At 67.3% G+C, this 17,064-nt stretch carries 8 protein-coding genes; all 8 read right to left on the bottom strand.

Going from position 1 to position 17,064, the window contains the following annotated elements; translation table 11 throughout:
* Positions 1 to 661, bottom strand: a 661-nt coding sequence (locus RT456_RS08720; RefSeq protein WP_313345220.1) for a serine/threonine-protein kinase, incomplete at its 3' end; no start/stop codon positions are given.
* A 75-nt stretch (positions 662 to 736) separates the two neighbouring features.
* A complete protein-coding gene (locus tag RT456_RS08715; RefSeq protein ID WP_313345218.1) occupies positions 737 to 1,303 on the bottom strand; it encodes an ECF-type sigma factor in 567 nt (188 codons plus the stop codon).
* Positions 1,304 to 1,369: 66 nt separating this feature from the next.
* A complete protein-coding gene (gene mutM, locus RT456_RS08710; protein WP_313345216.1) occupies positions 1,370 to 2,182 on the bottom strand; it encodes a bifunctional DNA-formamidopyrimidine glycosylase/DNA-(apurinic or apyrimidinic site) lyase in 813 nt (270 codons plus the stop codon).
* 64 nt (positions 2,183 to 2,246) lie between these two features.
* The gene (locus RT456_RS08705) at positions 2,247 to 2,663 is read right to left on the bottom strand and encodes a hypothetical protein (protein WP_313345213.1); all 417 of its coding nucleotides are present in this window, start codon (positions 2,661 to 2,663) and stop codon (positions 2,247 to 2,249) included.
* Positions 2,660 to 13,432 carry a hemagglutinin repeat-containing protein gene (locus tag RT456_RS08700; protein WP_313345210.1) on the bottom strand — a complete coding sequence of 3,591 codons (10,773 nt, stop codon included), beginning with the start codon at positions 13,430 to 13,432 and terminating at the stop codon, positions 2,660 to 2,662. Before RT456_RS08700 ends, RT456_RS08705 begins: the two co-directional genes overlap by 4 nt.
* Before the next feature lie 84 nt (positions 13,433 to 13,516).
* Positions 13,517 to 15,238: a ShlB/FhaC/HecB family hemolysin secretion/activation protein gene (locus tag RT456_RS08695; protein WP_313345207.1), complete on the bottom strand. Its 1,722-nt coding sequence runs from the start codon at positions 15,236 to 15,238 to the stop codon at positions 13,517 to 13,519.
* Between the two features lie 235 nt (positions 15,239 to 15,473).
* On the bottom strand, positions 15,474 to 15,803 hold the full coding sequence (locus RT456_RS08690) for a hypothetical protein (protein ID WP_313345204.1): 330 nt from the start codon (positions 15,801 to 15,803) through the stop codon (positions 15,474 to 15,476).
* 42 nt (positions 15,804 to 15,845) lie between these two features.
* Positions 15,846 to 17,048, bottom strand: a complete 1,203-nt coding sequence (locus tag RT456_RS08685; RefSeq protein ID WP_313345201.1) for a fatty acid desaturase — start codon at positions 17,046 to 17,048, stop codon at positions 15,846 to 15,848.
* Positions 17,049 to 17,064: the final 16 nt, after the last annotated feature.

Raw genomic sequence — 17,064 nt, 5'->3', positions numbered from 1 at the left:
CGAAATCCAGCAGCTTCACTTCGCCATCGGCGGTGACCAGGATGTTGGACGGCTTGAGGTCGCGGTGCACGACCAGGTTGGCGTGTGCGTGGCTCACTACCGCGCACACCTGCAGCATCAGCTGCAGGCGCCGCTCCAGCGGCAGCTGCAGGCGCTGGCAGTAATCGGTGATCGGTTCGCCTTCCACGTAGGCCAGCGCCAGGTAGGGCTGGCCCTGCAGGTCCACGCCGGCGTCGAACAGCTGCGCCAGGTGCGGGTGCTGCAGGCGCGCCAGAATCTCGCGTTCGCGGCTGAAGCGTTGTCGCAATCCCGGGTCGGCATAGCCGCTGCGCAGCAGTTTCAGCGCGACCTGGCGCTGGTACAGGCCATCGGCGCGTTCGGCCAGCCAGACTTCGCCCATGCCGCCTTCACCGAGCTGGCGCAGCAGCCGGTACGGACCAATGTGGGTACCGGCGCGGCTGTCTTCCGGCGGGGCCGTCCACAGCGGCTGGGCCATGAACTCGTGGCTTTCCTGTTCGTGTTCGAGCAGGCGCTCCAGGTCGTCGGCCACCTCCGGATCGGACGCGCGCAGATGCGCCAGCCGCGCGGCGCGCTGGTCGGGACGCATTTCCAGCAACTGATCCAGCAGCGACGACAGCTGCCGCCAGCGTACTGCGTCCATCCGCCGCTCCCGATCCCCACCCCAATGGTTGTGCCTGCCACCTGCGCAGCCGCGCAGGACCGCTGCGCGTGGCCGTCAGTCCTCGCGCACCGACGCCAGCAGGAACATGCGCGCCTTCTGCCAGTCGCGCCGGATGCTGCGCTCCGAGCGCTGGCACAGGTCGCCGATTTCCTGTTCGGACAGCCCCGCGAAGTAGCGCAGCTCCACCACCTTCGCCAGGTGGCCATCCACCGCCTGCAGCCGCGCCAGGGCTACGTCCAGCGCCAGCAGGTCTTCGTCCAGCCGCACGCCGCTGCTGCTGTTTTCCGGAATCTCGGCCACCCGCTTCAGATCGCCGCCGCGCTTGCGTGCCAGCCGGTTGCGCGCGTAGTCCACCACCACGCTGCGCATGGCCGAGGCGGCATAGGCGAAGAAGTGCGCGCGGTCTTCGAAGCGGGCCCCGCCGCGGGCACCCAGCAGCTTGAGGTAGGACTCATGGACCAGCGAGGTGGCATCCAGCGTGCGCCCCTGCTGGCCGGCCAGCTGGCGCCGGGCCATGCTGTGCAGCTCCTGGTAGAGCAGGGTCAGCACCCGGTCCAGCGCCGCGCGGTCGCCCGCGCGGGCCGAATCCAGCCATACGGTGATATCCGGGCTTTCGTCCATCGCACACCCACCCCCGCCGGTGACGTTGGGCCGACTATAGCGCCCGCCCGGGGCCCTGCGTGACGGTCAGCGCTGGCAGTACCCGCACCAGACGCTGGCGCGCTGGCCGATGGTGGCGTGGCGCAGCAGTCGCCCACACTGGCGGCAGGGCTCGCCTTCACGCCCGTAGACCAGCAGTTCCTGCTCGAAATAGCCCGGCGCGCCGTCCGGGTTGATGAAGTCGCGCAGGGTGGTACCGCCGCGGGTGATGGCGTGGCCGAGGATCTGCTTCACGGCGGTGGCCAGCCGCTGGTAGCGCTCGCGGGAGATCTTGCCGGCCTCGCGCAGCGGGTTGATCCCGGCCATGAACAGGCTTTCGGCGGCGTAGATGTTGCCCACGCCCACCACGATGCCCTGGTCCATCAGGAAGGTCTTCACCGAGGCACTGCGGCCGCGGCTGCGACGGAACAGGTAGTCGCCGTCGAAGTCGTCATCCAGCGGCTCCGGGCCCAGCGCGGCCAGCAGCTCATGGGTTTCCCCCGCCGGCTGCCAGAGCAGGCTGCCGAAGCGGCGCGGGTCGTTGAAGCGCAGCAGGCGGCCGTTGTCCAGGCTGATGTCCACGTGGTCGTGCGCACGTACCAGGGTGTCGCCGGGCAGCACCCGCAGGCTGCCGGACATGCCCAGGTGCAGCAGCGCGCTGCCGATGGCGGTATCGAGCAGCAGGTACTTGGCGCGGCGGCGCACGCCCTGGATGGCCTGGCCGGGGAGCAGCGTGCTGATCTCCGGCGGAATCGGCCAGCGCAGGTCGGGGCGACGCAGGATCACGCCGTGGATGCTGCGACCTTCCAGGTGCGGGGAAAGGCCGCGGCGGGTGGTTTCTACTTCGGGGAGCTCGGGCATGGGGGGGATTCTAGCGCCGGGCCGGCTGTTATCCGGCTGAACGCTCGCGGTGCCGGCCTCCCGATCAAGGGATGCAGGCTCTCGATGCCGGATACTTCTTGCAGTAGCCGCTGCTCAGGCGTCGATCGGTGTCGGGAACAGGGATATTCGCACCAGGCTGGCAGGAAGCTCGCTTCCTCCAACCGGGTGTTTCGCACACCCGCATGATCTTGTTTCCCTCCCGATAGGCATAGCCGAGGTGCTCCATGCAAATCATGGAGCCAACAAACTGATCGATGGTGCGTTCCCCACCTTCGTACCCGTGACCCGACTTGAATGGCTCTGGATAATTGCAGTCCAGCATGTCCTTCCAGATCGTCACATCATCTACGCCGGGCTTCACCCAAACCTCATAGGAATCCGGGCCTGGGCCGAATGCACTGTTCGAAAGGCAACCGGACAACAGCGCCACGCCCAGGAGAACCACGAGATGCTTCATCATTTGGTTCTGCTCCGCAGCGTCTCGAGGCGGTAGAACAGCCTGTCGGTCAATGACATGTCAACTTGATTGATGGGAATCGGTACGGACATGTTGCCCGGGGAGCCCTCCCAAAGCTTCGAGCAACCTGCGCCGACAGCAGCTCCGTAGCAGTTGTGCGGCGTATCCGTGCCGCCCAGCACCCGGAGCATTTCCCAAATCGTCGATTTGCCTTCGGGGGTCACGCCGCCCGTCGCGGGGTTGTTGCCGATCAACCGTCCAACCAGATCGTTGGTGTGGTTCTGCAATGTCAATACGCCACTTTGTTGATCCGTCCACGTTGAGCGATCCTGTAGATAGCTAAGCAGCTCGTCTGCAGCTGCCGCATTGTAGGCAGGACCCATGAAACTGACCGTCGTTCCACTGAGCAGTCCCTTTGCGTTCGGCAGGTTTTCAAGCGACTCCATTGCGTTGCCCACGGTCAACGAACCACGGCTGTGACCATCAAGGTGCAGGCCATCCTTTCCGTACAGGAGCATGTATTCCTTCGTCAGCTGCGTAGCATTGGCGAGGCCCATGGCGTCGCTCTCCAGATACTTCTGGTAACCGGCGATAAGCAGCTCCGATATCGCCTTCTCGGCCTTCGGGAAATGGATGTAGTACTGCGGGCCATCTGCCGTTGAGTGCTGTTCAGCATACTTGTCCGCACCGCTCAGGACATTGTTGATTCCGTTGTCCGCGATGTGGATCTTGCCGTCGCTACCTGGCTGGAGATTTTTCTTCTCATCACCGGTCAACTCCCGGAATACTTGATTCCCTTTTTCATCAATCAGCGGCTTGCCCTCTGCATCTCTTTCCACAACGTAGATCTTGGCCTCAAGTAGGAACATCGTCCTATAGGCTTCGTCTGTGAACTTCTCAGCCTGCTCATACACCAGCGCCTTGCCGATCTGCTCGGCTGCTGCATTGTTCTGCAGCTTCTGCAGATCGATCTGCTGCAGCGCTTCGGCCGGCGTGGTTGCCGTGCGATCCATGCCATCCAACGCGGTGGTATCGCCATTGCCGATGACCACGGTGCCGGCCGCTATGTCGCTGCGGGTCGTGCTTGAACGTCCCTCGCTGTCACTGCCCTCGCCCATCGCATTTTTGATGACGCCCATGGCCGCGCCGTACTTGCTGCCACTGAGCATGTCGTTGCTGACTGCATAGCTGGCGCTGCTGGCTTTGCCGCTGGCCTCATTGGCCAGGTCCGACGCGGTCAGGCTGCCGGTGGACAGGGAGTTCCTGCTCGGGTCGGCGGTGCTGGCAATCACGGCGCCCTTCAGGTCGGTGTTGCCACCGACGCGGATGTCGAAACCACCATTACCTGCGAACAGGCCGGACTGACCGTTGACCCCGGTGTAATCGCTGCTGGCCTTGGACGAGCTCGCGCTGCCACCCGCGCTCCAGGCGGTGCCGAAGGAGATCTGCACACGACCGCCCACCTCACTGCTCTTGGAGTCCTGGGTAATACGATCCTGCAGCGACTCGATGTTGAGATCGCCGCCGATGTCGGCCGAGATCGTGTTGGCCTGCGCGGACGCACCGCGCAGCGTGGTGTCGCCCCGCGAGGTCAGCTGAAGCTTGTCGGCGGTCAGCTGGGTGTTCTGGTAGGTGGAAGACTGTCCGTCGCTGCGGCTGCTGCCCACGCTGGCCTGTGCATAGACGTACACGCCGGTCTGTGCGCCGACCGATGCGCCCACCCCTACTTCGGCGCCGGAATAGCTGCTGCGCGCCTTCTCGGCCGCTTCATTGCGCGCCGCTTCCAGCAGGATGTCGTTGGCCGAATCCAGGCTCAGCGTGTTGCCTGCCTTCAGATTGCCCTGCACCACGTGGATGTCTCCCGCGGTGCTGGTCATGCTGACATTGCCGCCGCCGCTGATGGTCGAGCCCTGCGAGGTCTGGTAGTTGGCGTCGTACTGGCTGTTGCTGGTGGCAAAGCCAACCCCGGCTTCGGCACTGGCCAGGGTACCGCCGGTGACGGCCTTGTAGGTATTCCACCCCGTGGCGACAGCGGCGAGTGCCTGCATGTTCTGCAGGCGTCCATCGGCCTGGCGTGCGGCGTCCACGTTGTTCACCAGATCAATGAGGGGCGAGCTGACGCGGGCAAAGACGCCCACCTTCAGGCTGTCGTCGCGGCTCATCTGGCTGCCGCTGTTCTCGGCCGTCAGGAGCTGGATGTCACGCGCGGTGACGTCCACGTTGTTGGCCGCCAGTACGTTGGAGGCCTGCTGCGTGTAGGTGCCTCCAGCCGACAACGACACATTGCCGCCCAGGCTGGCCACGTTGCTTGCCACCTGGGTAACCTGGTCGTTGGCATCACGGTGCCGCTCGGTGTGGTATCCCGAGAAGCGCTCGGTATCGGACACCACTACGGTTCCGATGGCCTTGTTGTCGGACTGGTTGGCGTTGCTGCGCGTGTCCTGGCCACTGCGGATGGTCAGGTCGCCGGCAGCATGGACGTTGACGTCACCGTCAGCGGCAATGTTGCTGCCGGTGAGGCTGATGTCGCCCTGCGCCGTGGTGAGGGTCGCGTTGCCGCCCACCGACAGCTGGGTGCCGGTGATGGTGTCACTGACGCCGGCGCCATTGCCCTTGTTGTTGTGCATGCCAACCGGAAGGTGGGCGGTATTGTTGGCAATGCCCCAGCCCTTGCCGTCGCTGTTGTTGCCACTGGCGGCGGTGTTGTGGGCCACGTCGAAGACGATGTCCTTGCTTGCAGCCAGCACCGCGTTGCCCTCGGCCGACATCTGCGCGCCTTGGCTGGTGATGGAGCCGTCGGTGGCGATCAGGGTGAGGTTGCCACCGGCGGTGAGCTGGCTGACGCGCGCGTCGCTGGTGCTTCCGTTCTCGGCGCTGTTGGAGCGGTGGCTGCCCGCCTGTACCACCACGGCGGTTGTGGCTGCGCGGTAACCGGCGATCATGCCGTCCGCAGTGCGGGTGGTTTCACCGATGAACGACCCGCTGTCCTCGCGGTTGGCCGTTTCAGCATCGCGGCCGGCGCGGTAGGCGGCACCGGGATCCAGCGTGATGCCCACGGAGAATCCGCTGGATTTGCTGGATTGGCTCGACTGCGAATCCACCGTGTCCTGTCGCGCCAGAAGCTGGATGTCCTTGGCGGCCAGTGCCATGTCCTTGCCTGCTGCGACGTCGGACGCAGCGATGGTCAGCTGGTTGCCGGCGCTGATCGCCACATTGCCGTCGATGGACCCGATGGCCGACCCCACCTGGGTGGTGGTGTCGGTCGAACTCTGGCTGCTGTTGCGCGACTTGTTGTAGCCCACGCTGGCCACGCCACCGGAGAAGCCGGCAGAGAAGCCGGACTTCTTCTGGCTGAAGCTGTGGTCTTCACTGAAGGTGTCCTGCGCCGATTCAATGGTGACGTTGTTGCCGGCACCGATACGGATGTCGTTGTCGGCGACCACCGCCGAGCCGACGATGCCGACGTTGTTGCCGGCCACGATGTTCACCGATTCGCCGCTCAGGATCGTGCCGACGCTGCGGGTGCTGCTGGCCTCGTCATGGCTGGTGGTGGTCTTGCTGGAGAAGGTTCCCTTCTTCTTGCTCCACTCGTCCTTCTCGTAGGCGCTGGTTTCCTCGGCCGTGGTCAAGGTGACGTCACGACCGGCAGAAATGCTGATGCCACCCGTTTCGGCGTACACCGTCGCCGCCGTCAGCGTTGCGTCACGACCGGCAATCAGCGCGACGCCCTCGCCAGCCTGCAGCACGGTGCCGTGCGAGGTGTCGCTGTGCGCTTCGCTCTGCATTGAATAGCGCTTGCGGCGGATGTCTTCTTCACTGCTGTCGGTGGTGGTGATCTGGTCCAGGTTGATATCGCGCCCGGCGATGGCGGCAATGCTCTTGCCGGCCTGGAGATCCGCCGCCTGCAGCGTGATGTCCTGACCCGCCTGCAATGCCAGGTTGCCGCCAGCATCCAGCCCGCTGGTTTCCAGCGTCTGGCGGGTCGACGAGCCGTTGCGCGTGGTGGTGGTCTGCGTGGTGGTCAGCGCATTGAGGTTGATGTCGTTGCCAGCCACGACGCTCAGGTTGTTGCCCGCCTTGACCTGCACGGCGGTCAGGGTGAGGTCGTTGCCGGCCTGCAGGCCCAGACTGCCGCCCACGTCCAGCGTGGTCCGGTTGAAGGTCTCTCCGGAGGCTCCGCTCTGCTGGGTCGTCAGGTTGAGGTCACGCCCGGCAACCAGCGCAGCGTTGCCCTTGGCGCTGGTCTGCGCACCGACCAGCGACAGGTCGCGGCCGGCGACCATGGCCATGTCCCCCGTCGATTCAATTCGCGCCACGCCCAGGCTGGCCACGCTCTGCAGGTCGCGGCCGGCGACCAGGCTGATGCTGCCGCCCTGGATCAGGCCGTCCTTGTTGATGATGTCTTCAACCGCAGACACCCGCAGGCTGCCGCCGGACGTGACCGCACCGCGATCGTTGAGCAGGCTGCCGGCATCGATCGACAGGCGGCTGTCGGCCGCGATCATGCCCTGGTTGTTCACGTTGTTCGCGCGGATATCCACGCTCTCGCCGGCGATCGCCGCGCCGCCCAGCTGCAGGCGGTCGGCGGTGGCCTGGCTCAGGTACACGACCGGCACCAGCACCTGCTGGCCGCCGACGTTCTGCGCCACCATCCAGACGATGTCTTCGTCCAGCGCGGCCATCTGCTCGGCCGACAGCGCGATGCCCACGGTGAGCTGCAGGCGGCCGGCTTCGGACACGCCGCCGTCCATCATGGCGCGGTACTGGTCCATGCCGTTGTCGAGGTCGGCATCGAGGTACTTGCGGCCGGTGAGGCCGGTGATCTGCTCCAGCACCAGGCGCTGTTCGTAGAAGTCATCGCCCAGGCGCTTCAGGCGCTGGTCGGGGTTGAGGTTGAGCTTGTCGAACATGTAGTCCGAGCCCAGCCACTGGCCGTAGTTGGCGAAGCGCGGATCGGTTTCCACCAGCCAGCGCTGGTTGCCCGGGTTCACGGTGTACAGGCCGCTGTCCGGCGCCAGCAGGCCCGGCAGCGGATTCTGTGCGGTGCCCACCACCTGCGGCGGCTTGACCACGCCGCTGGTCCCCGGCGCCGGCACGCCGACATTCGGGCCCTGGCCGTTGCCGCCGACGGTGCCGGTGGCAGGGCCATTGGCAATGCCGGTCACCGGGTCCGGCGCGCCGGTGTTGCCGGTGGCCGCGCCGGCCTGGCTGCCATTGCCGAGGGTGGGCACATACGCGCCCACGCCATTCCAGCCGCCGATGTCGGCCGGTGCGCCGCCGTTTCCGGCGTTGACCACGGTGTTGTTGACGTCGCGCGCGTCGATGGTGACGTTGCGGCCGGCGGTGATGCTGGCATTGCCGCCCGGCACCGCGACTTCCTTGGTGACGGTGGTGGTGCCCAGCTGGACCCGTGCCCAGTTCGGCTCATAGTCGCAGGTGAGATCCCAGCGGCAGGTCTGATACTCCACTTCGGATGTCGACACGCGGCGGATGGTTTTTGTGGCCGTCAGGCCGACGTTGTTGACCACACCGGCCCAGTCAGCCGGGTTGTCGCTGTTGGAGGAGCCCCGGCCGTTGATGGTCAGGTTGGTGCCGGCTGCAATGGCCGAGTAGATGTTGTCCACGTTGCCGCCGCTGATCAGCATGTCACGGCCCGACAGGAACTGGGCCGCGGCACTGGCGGCGTACACCTTGGTGCCCTCCAGCACGGTGTCCTCGTGGGTCACGCCGTGATCGATCCACACGAAGCAGGGAGACTGCGTGCTGCTGCAGTAGCGGTCACGGACCTGCTGGGGAGAGTTTTCTTCCCAATGGGTACCCGCGTCCGGATCACCGATCTGATCCTCCGCCGTGTACGTCTTCTGTTCGTACTGCAGCACACGCCGTTCATTGCGCACACCCAGTGCGAGCAGCACCAGATTGTTCTCGGCCTGGATACGGCCCGAGCGGTTCACGATCTGCTGCGCGTTGCCGCCCCAGCGGCCGCCGATGCGGATGTCACCGATGCTGTACAGCTCGCCGTCGAGGTTGTTGAAGACGTCGGCGTTGATGGCCAGCGTACCGGTGGTGGCCAGCAGGCCTTCGTTGTAGTCGCGCACGGGCACGGTGCTGCCCAGTTCGCGCCCGTTGGTGACGGTGCCGGCGCTCAGCGTGACCTGGTCGCCCATCACGGTGCCGGTGTTGGTGAACCAGCTGCTGCTGGTCTGCACACGGTCACCGTCGATGCGGCCGGCATTGTTGATGCCCTGGCTGGCGGTGAGCGACGCGCTTGCGGTACCGGCACCGTTGCCGGCGCTGATGGCGCCCGTCGCGGTGTTGTCGATCTGCGCGGCATTGAGCTCCAGGGTGCCGCTGGTCTCGATGCGGCCCTGGTTGGTCAGCGTGCCCGCAACGTTCAGCGCCAGGCGCCCGTTGCTCTGCAGCTGCTGTGCGTTCTGGTGCAGGTAGTCCCCGGCCAGGTGCAGTTCCAGTTCGGCGCCGCCGAACAGGCGGCCATTGCTGCCCTGGAAGGTCTGCAGCTGCGCCCACAGCTGCTGGTAGGCACTGATTTCACCATTGCCGTTGTTCAGTGCCCCAAGGTACAGGGTGCTGCTGCGGGTAATCAGCCGGCCCCCGGTGTTGTCCAGGCTGGCGGCGCGCAGGGTGAACAGATTGCCTGCGGAGAGCTCGCCCGCGCCGTTGAGGACGGTGGCCGATGCGTTGTCCAGCGTCAGGTTGGTGCCGGCGTAGACGCGGCCGCTGCGGTTGTCCAGCTGGGCGGTCTGCAGGGTGGCGCTCTGGCCCGCGACCAGCTTGCCGCGCTGGTTGTTGACGGTGGCAGCGCTGAGCGCGATGTTGCCCTGGGTGCTGCCGAGCACGCCATCGCTGTTGTCGAGCGCACCGCCGGTGGTGACGGTCAGCGTGTTGCTGCCATCCACCACCAGGCGACCGCTGCGGTTGTCCACCGCACCCGCCGTGATGCCGGCCGCGGCGTAGGCTTCGATGCTGCCGCTCTGGTTGTCGAGCACGCCCTCGGCGTCCAGCTGCAATTGACCGCCGGCATACAGCAGGCCGCCGCCGTTGCGCAGGTCGCCGTTTATGTCGAGGGTCAGGTTCTGCTTGGCGTACAGGTTGCCGCCCTGGTTGCCCAGGCTGGCCGTGATGACGCTTGCACTGCCCTCGGCACCGATCAGGCCGGTGCGGTTGTCCACGCTGGCCGCCTGGATCTGCAGGGTGCCTGCCTGGCGCTGGGCCAGCGTGCCGGCCACGTTCTGAAGCGCTTCGGTGGCGCGCACCTGCAGGGTGCCGACGGCATCGATGCGGCCGCCGCTGTTGTCGATCTGGCGCGCGCGGATGTCGGCGCCGCGGCCGGCACTGATCTGGCTGCCGGTGGTGTTGGAGAGGCGGTCGGTGACGTCGACCACGAGCGCGCCGTTGCCGACGATGAGGCCGGCGCTGGTGTTGTCGAGCTGGCCCGTGCGTACGGTCGCCGTGCCCGTCCCCGCATGCTCGATGCGGCCGCCGGCATTGCTCAGCATGGACGCGTCCACGGTGAGGTCGGTGGCGTTGGCGGCAATGCGGCCGCCGTCGTTGCGCAGCGCACCGCTGAAACTGAGCGCCAACGCATCGTTGCCGGTCTGGATCAGCTCGCCGGCGTGGTTGTCCAGCGCTGCGGCCAGGATGCCAAGGCGCGCCGCTTGCAGCGAGCCGCCCTGGTTGATCAGTTCGCCAGTGGTGTCCAGCTGCAGCGTGCCGGTAGCGACCAACGTGCCGTTGCTGTTGTCCAGCGCGCCGCCGGTGGCGCGTGCCACCAGCTCGCCGCCCGACCACACCAGGCCGTTGCGCAGGTCCAGGCCACTGCCTTGCAGCGCCACGCGCTGGCCGGCGTGCACCTTGCCCGATTGCAGCAGCAGGGTGTTCGCGGTCAGGGTGACCTGGCCGGTGCTGCCCAAGGCGCCGTTGGCCGCCAGGCCGCCCACGATCTGGCCGCTGTTGTCGACGGTGTCGCCGCTGACGGTGACGTTGCCGCTGGCGAGCAGTCGCCCACGGTTCTCAACCGCCGCGGACTGCAGGGTGACACTAGCGGCCTGCATGCTGCCGGTGTTGCGCAGCACGGTGCCCGCCTCGGCGGTGATCGCCCCGGTGGCGTACACGTCACCGTCGCTGGTCAACGCCTGGCCGGCATGCAGGGTGATGTCCGCGTTGCTGTCCAGGTTGCCCGCCAACTGCAGGTCACGCTGGGCGCGCAGGGTCACGCCGGTGGCAGCGTAAGCCTTGCCGCTCTGGCGCAACGTACCGGCCGCCTCGGCGTCGAGCTGCCCGGCGGCAATGGTCTTGCCGGTCAGGACCAGGTCACCGGTGGTGGTCAGGCGCACGTCGGACTGCTCGCTGCCGAGGTCGCCGCTGCTGTCCAGCGAGGCGGCCTGCACGTCCAGCGCCTGCACGGACACCAGGCTGCCCTGGTTGGTCAGCACGTCGCTGGCCTCCAGGCGGGCATTGCCCGCGCTGTAGGCGGCGCCGCTGTTGTTGATGCGCGCGGCACGCAGTTCCAGCGCGCGCCGTGCGAACAGGTTGCCGGCGTTGCTGGCCGCCTGCAGTACCTCGATGTCGAGCAGGTCCGCACTGGAGATGTCGCCGTTGGCAAGATTCTCCAGCGCCTGCGCGCGCAGCGTGACCGCCGCATCGCTGGCGATGATGCCCGCGTTGCGCAGGGTGCCGCTGCTGTCCAGGCGCAGGTCACGGGTGCTGTAGACGGTACCGGTGTTGTCCAGGGTGCCCGCGCTGAGCGTCATGCGCTCGGTGGCGTGCAGACGCCCGGCGTTATCCAGCTGGCCGGTGGTGGTGGCCGTCAGCTGGCGGCCGAGCGCCAGGCCCTCCCGGGTCTGGGTGAAGGTGCGCGCATCGAGCTGGAGCTGCTGCGCTGCTTCCAGCCGCTGCCGGTTGGCGATGCTGTCGGCGAGGATGCGCAGGTCGCCGTCGCTGATGATCTCGCCAGCGTTGTCGAGCTGCGCGGCATGCAGGTTGATCGTCTGGCCGGCACGCAGGCGCGCGGCGGCGGCGTTGTCGATGCGGCGCGAGGCGTCGATGTCCAGCGTGCCGGAGGCCAGCACGAGGCCACGGTTGTCGAGTGCACCCACGGTGAGGTGGGTGTCGCTGGCGGCCGTGGTGCCGGTGTTGGTCAGGCGGCCTGCCCGCGCGATCAACGTGCGCTCGGCGATGAGCTGGCCGGCGTTGGCCAGCTCGCCGGTGACATCCAGGGTGACGTCGGTGCCGGCGGAAAGCTCGGCCGATGCGGTCTGCTGCAGCTCACCGGCAGTGACGGCCAGGGTCTGCGCCGCGCCGATCAGCCCGCTGTTGTCGATCCGACCACTGACCGCCAGCACGGTGTCGCGTTGGCCGTAGAGCTGCCCACGATTGGCCAGGCTGCCGGCCTCGATGCGGGTGCCGGTGCTGCCGATCACCACGCCGGCGTTGTCGATGTGGCCGTTCGCCTGCAGCTGCAGCGCGCCCTGCGCCGCCAGTCGCGCGCCCTGCTGCTGCACGATGCTGGCGGCACGCGCCTGCAACTGGTTCGCGGCAATCACCTGCCCGGTGTTTTCCAGCTGCTGACCCGCACGCAGGTCGATGTCGGCGCGGCTTTCGGCCTGCCCGGCCAGACGCAGGTTGCCATCGGCAGCCAGCTGCAGGCGCCCCGCAAGGAGGTTGCCCGAGGCGTCCAGCGTGTGCGATGCGCGGGCATCGAGCACGCCTGCCGCGTATGCGGTCCCAGCAAGCTGTACGTCGCGACCGCTCAGCCGCAGGTCCGCGCCGGCCTGCGTCGCGCCCGTAGCGGCGAGCGTGCCGGCGCTGTCGACGACGATGTTGCCTGCCGCCGCCGTGCGACCGGTCAGCTGCACGTCACCGGCACTGGTGAGCACGAAGTCGCCACCGGTGGCGACCAGCGCGCCCGCACTGCGGACGCCCACGCCGGCCTCGGTGCCGACCAGGCGGATCTTGCCCGCATACATGCCGCCGAGGGCGGCGACGTCCAGGCCGAACCCCTGGGCAGCCCCCTCCCCCTGGATCGCTCGCGCGGCAAGGCTGTCGTAGTCGATGTGGTTGGCACCCACCACCACGTTGGCTTCCTTGGCCCACAGCCCCGCATTGATTTCGACCGCGCGCGCGAGCAGGTCGATACGCTGCAGGTTGTCCGCATCCAGGCCCGCGCCTTCGATACGGATGCTGCCGCGGCCCACCTGGAACGCCGACAGGCTGCCGTCGCCGCCAAACAGCGGCGTGCCGGTGGTCAGTACGCCACGGGTGGTGTTGATGAAGCCGCAGCCATCGCAGGTGATGCCGTTCGGGTTGGCGATGATCACCTGCGCCGCCGCACCGGCCACTTCCACATGGCCCTGCAGCAGGGAGCGGTTGCTGGAGGTGACTTCGTTGAGGATCAGGCGCGCCGATTGCCCCGGCTGCAGATTGCTGTTGCCCTGGATGTAGCCGGCCAGCTGGGTCTGGGTGGTGGTCGAACTGTTGTTGAGTACCTGGCCTTCCCGTCCGACGTTGTAGTTGTCGAACCGGTTGTGCGATACGCCACCCGGGTTGGGCGCGGCAATCTGCACCACCGGCACGCCGTTGCCCGATGCTTCGGTCCGGGTCGGGCCGCCCGCCTGCGGCTGCACCTGTGCGAAGGAGCTGAAGGGCCCGCCGAAAACAGCGGTCACTACGGCGGCCAGCAGGCCGATCCGCCAGCGCGAGCTGGAGATGGGACGGGCGACAGTGCGACGGACGTCAACGAGGCGGGTCTTCATGACAGGTCATCCATGTGTGAGGCGTGGTACGTCGTTTTTCCGCGGGCGTCGATGGCGCCCGATGTCGTACTGCGGTACAGCCGATCAGAACTGCGTGGCGAGCCGGAACCCGACCACGCGCGCGTCGCTCTGTGCGCGGATCGCGCGCGGGGCTTCCAGCGGGACGCCGACAAAGGCGTCCCAATCCAGACTGAGCGCCTGCCCCCGCGCGCCCACATGGGCGCCGACCATGTCGCCACCGGCAATCCCCTGCACGGCGTTGCTGGCGATATGGCCGACGTCGATGCCGACGTAGGGCGAGAAGCGCCGATGCAGGCTGAAGTTCAGGCTGTTGCGCCAGTAGCCACCGGTCGCGCCGCCCATCATCACTTCGCCGTCGAAGCCGTTGACGGTGTAGCGCCCGCCGATGCTGATGAACTCCGAGCCGTACAGCGGATCGGAACTCCACTGGTAGCGCAGCGCGCTGTTCCAGTAGATCGGGCGAGGCCCTGTGAGCACAGGTGCGCCCACGCCGATATCCAGCGTGGTGATGCCGTAGCGGAAGGTGGGTGCTTCGTCGTCGCGGCCGGGGGCGTCGTCATCGCCGCCCAGCCAGGGCAGGCCGCGCCGGTGTGCCAGGCGCAGGTCGGCCTGCAGGCTGCCCACGTACTGGCGGTGCAGCAGGGCGAGTTCGGCCGAGGTCGTGCGGCGGCGCTGGCCGCGCAGTTCCACGCCCTCGACGAAGCTGCGTGAGTGACGTTGCGCAAGGCGCATTTCCAGTGCGGTGCGGTAGCTCTGGCCGCGCGTGAGCAGACGTTCAACGGTCATGTCCACGCTGCGCGAGCGACCGGTGCTGCTGAAGTCTTCGTTGTTGCCCTGGATGAGCTGGGCATAGCGCGACCCGTAGGTGCTGGTCGAGAACCGCCAGTTGCCCAGGGGTGCGGTCCACGATGCGTTGTAGCCATGCGTGCCCTTGCCGCGCTCGGCGCTGCCATCGCTGTTGACGCCGACGCTGAGCAGGTCATTGATGCCCAGCAGATTGTCGGCCCACACCGTGGCCCCGGCCTGCTGCTTGCCGGTGCCGTCACTGCCGGCATCGTCCAGCGACACGGCACCCCGCCAGCGGCGTGCGGCCTTGAGGGTGATCACCACGTCCGATTCGCCCGGCTGTGCGCCCGGAACGAGTTCCATCTCCACGTCCTGCGACGGCACGCGCTTGAGCTGCTCCAGGCCCTGCTCCAGCGCGCGCAGGTTGAGCACATCACCGGGACGCGCCGGGAACGCGCTCTTCCACATGGCATCGCCCGGACCTTCCTCGGCGAATCGGATCTGGCGAATGGTGCCCGGCACCAACTGCAGCCGCAGGGTGCCCGCGCCAAGGTTCTGCTCGGGCAAGCCGATGCGGGTGGTCACGTAGCCCTTGGCCAGGACCAGGTCCGAGGTCCGCCGCACCATGAGCGCGATGCCTTCCTGGCCGATGCAGCGTCCCTGGTACCTGTCCAGGTAGCGCTGGGCAAAATCGAATCTGTCGCGGTGCGCGCCGTCGAGCACGATGGCGTCGATGCGGAAGCAGGGGGATTCGTCAGGCAGGTCGGTCGAACGATGGTCGGCCGCCGCCGGCGCTGCTGGACCTGCAACCTCGGGAATGGCCTGCCGCTCGGCACGCTCACGCGCTTCGCGTTCGGCGCGATCGCGCAGTTCCTGCTGGTCGGCGAGCGTGGGCTGGCCCTGTTGGGCCCATGCGGTGCCCGGCGCGGCAAGGCAGGCGCCGATCATGATCAATGGGGCGCTCAACCGGCGCCAGGACACACGTAGTACTGAATCCATTCGTTCTGCTCGTCCCTGTCAGATCCCGACCTTCCTGGCCATGGCGTGTACCTCATCGCACGAACCAGGTGCGATGCCACCTTCCCGACCGAACGCGGACGGAACCGTGGTAACGGCCCACACTGTAGCGAAAGTTAAGAAAATGTAAACCCTCCCGGCCGCGTCGGACGGTGAAGGCATCACACAGGGATAGCGGCCACAGGCCAGAAAACTTGAGCCCGGCGCAGCGGTCAGCTCAACGCGGTGGCGCGGACAATTCCTTCGCGCTCAGGAACCCATCGCCGTTGGCGTCCTGCTTGTGGAACCGCTCGACGATGGTCTGGCGCTGCTGCTCGCGGGTGATCGGCTTGCCCTTCCCGCCCGGCAGCTCATCGGGGCTCAGGACACCATCTCCGTTGCGGTCCATGCGATCGAAGGCGTACAGCATCCACTGCACGTATTCCTCGACGCTGACCTTGCCGTCGCCGTCGGCGTCCATGCGCTGCAGGTAGCTGCCGGTATCGGTGACCTGGGCGTGAGCGGCGGTGGCAAACAACAGCAGTGCCCCGCAGGAAAAACGCCGCACGAGGCGGCGCTTTCCAGATGCACGGTGCGTGTCACGCACCGGTCAGTGCGCCGTCAGCGCGTAGCCCTTGAGGCGCGCGGCATAGTTCTGCAGCGCGGCAATGCCGCTGGCCTCGGCCTCGTGGCACCAGGCCTGGAGCAGTTTCAGGCGCTCGGCCGCGTCGTTGCCACGGGCCTCGAGCAGGGCGGCCAGACGGGCGCGGTGTTCCACCAGCACGCGGATGCGCGGACGCTGTTCGACCCAGGTGCTGAGCTCCGCACGGCAGTCGGGCTTGAGCCAGCGGCCGTCGTTGACCAGGCCGCGGCGCATGCGGCGCGGCAGCAGCTTGCGCAGCTTGGCACCGGCCATGGCGGCCTCTTCGCGCAGCGCCGGCACGAACACGTTGCGCTGGTAGTCGGTCATGGCCTGGAAGCGATGCGAGAGCAGCGCCTTCAGGGTTTCGGCATCGGGCACGGCGATGTTGGGACGCACGTCCATGCTCGGCGCCACGCGCAGCACCTTGGCCAGGCCCACGGCCTGCAGGCCGCGGATGGCGGCCCAGCCGATGTCGAACTCCCAGCGGCGCATGGAGAAGCGGGCCGAGCTCGGGAAGGCATGGTGGTTGTTGTGCAGTTCTTCACCGCCGATCCAGAACGCCCACGGGGTGAGGTTGGTGGAGGTGTCGGCCGACTCGAAGTTGCGGTAGCCCCACCAGTGGCCCAGGCCGTTGACCACGCCGGCGGCCCAGAACGGGATCCACGCCATCTGGATGGCCCACAGGGCCACGCCGGGCAGGCCGAACAGGAGCAGGTTCATCGCGAACAGCGCGACCGGACCCAGGTTGGCGTGCGGGGTGTAGAGGTGGCGCTCGATCCAGTCCTCCGGGGCGCCGCGACCGTACTGCTCGATGTCCGCCCGCATGCCACGGGCCTCGCGGTACAGCTCCACGCCGCGCCAGAACACGGTGCCGATGCCCTTGGTGACCGGGCTGTGCGGGTCCTCCTCGGTTTCCACCTTGGCGTGGTGCTTGCGATGGATGGCCACCCACTCCCGGGTGATCATGGAGGTGGTGAGCCAGGTCCAGAAGCGGAAGACGTGTGCGATGACCGGGTGGAAGTCGACGCCGCGGTGCGCCTGGCTGCGATGCAGGTACAGGGTGACGGCAAAGATGGTCAGCTGGGTGAAGACCAGCAGCACCAGGCCCATGCCCCACCAGCCGAGGCCGACGACACCGCCGGTCAGGAAGTTGAGGAGCGTATCGAGCATCGCGGAGACTCCGGGC

The organism is Stenotrophomonas sp. (genome assembly GCF_032099025.1).
GTDB lineage: Bacteria > Pseudomonadota > Gammaproteobacteria > Xanthomonadales > Xanthomonadaceae > Stenotrophomonas.
This window is presented reverse-complemented; position numbering and strand designations above follow the sequence as displayed.

Bases quoted from the DNA above. Each gene is read 5' to 3' on its own strand.
- RT456_RS08715 (WP_313345218.1), bottom strand. From the start codon at position 1,303: ATGGACGAAAGCCCGGATATCACCGTATGGCTGGATTCGGCCCGCGCG.
- mutM (WP_313345216.1), bottom strand. From the start codon at position 2,182: ATGCCCGAGCTCCCCGAAGTAGAAACCACCCGCCGCGGCCTTTCCCCG.
- RT456_RS08705 (WP_313345213.1), bottom strand. From the start codon at position 2,663: ATGATGAAGCATCTCGTGGTTCTCCTGGGCGTGGCGCTGTTGTCCGGT.
- RT456_RS08700 (WP_313345210.1), bottom strand. From the start codon at position 13,432: ATGAAGACCCGCCTCGTTGACGTCCGTCGCACTGTCGCCCGTCCCATC.
- RT456_RS08695 (WP_313345207.1), bottom strand. From the start codon at position 15,238: ATGGATTCAGTACTACGTGTGTCCTGGCGCCGGTTGAGCGCCCCATTG.
- RT456_RS08685 (WP_313345201.1), bottom strand. From the start codon at position 17,048: ATGCTCGATACGCTCCTCAACTTCCTGACCGGCGGTGTCGTCGGCCTC.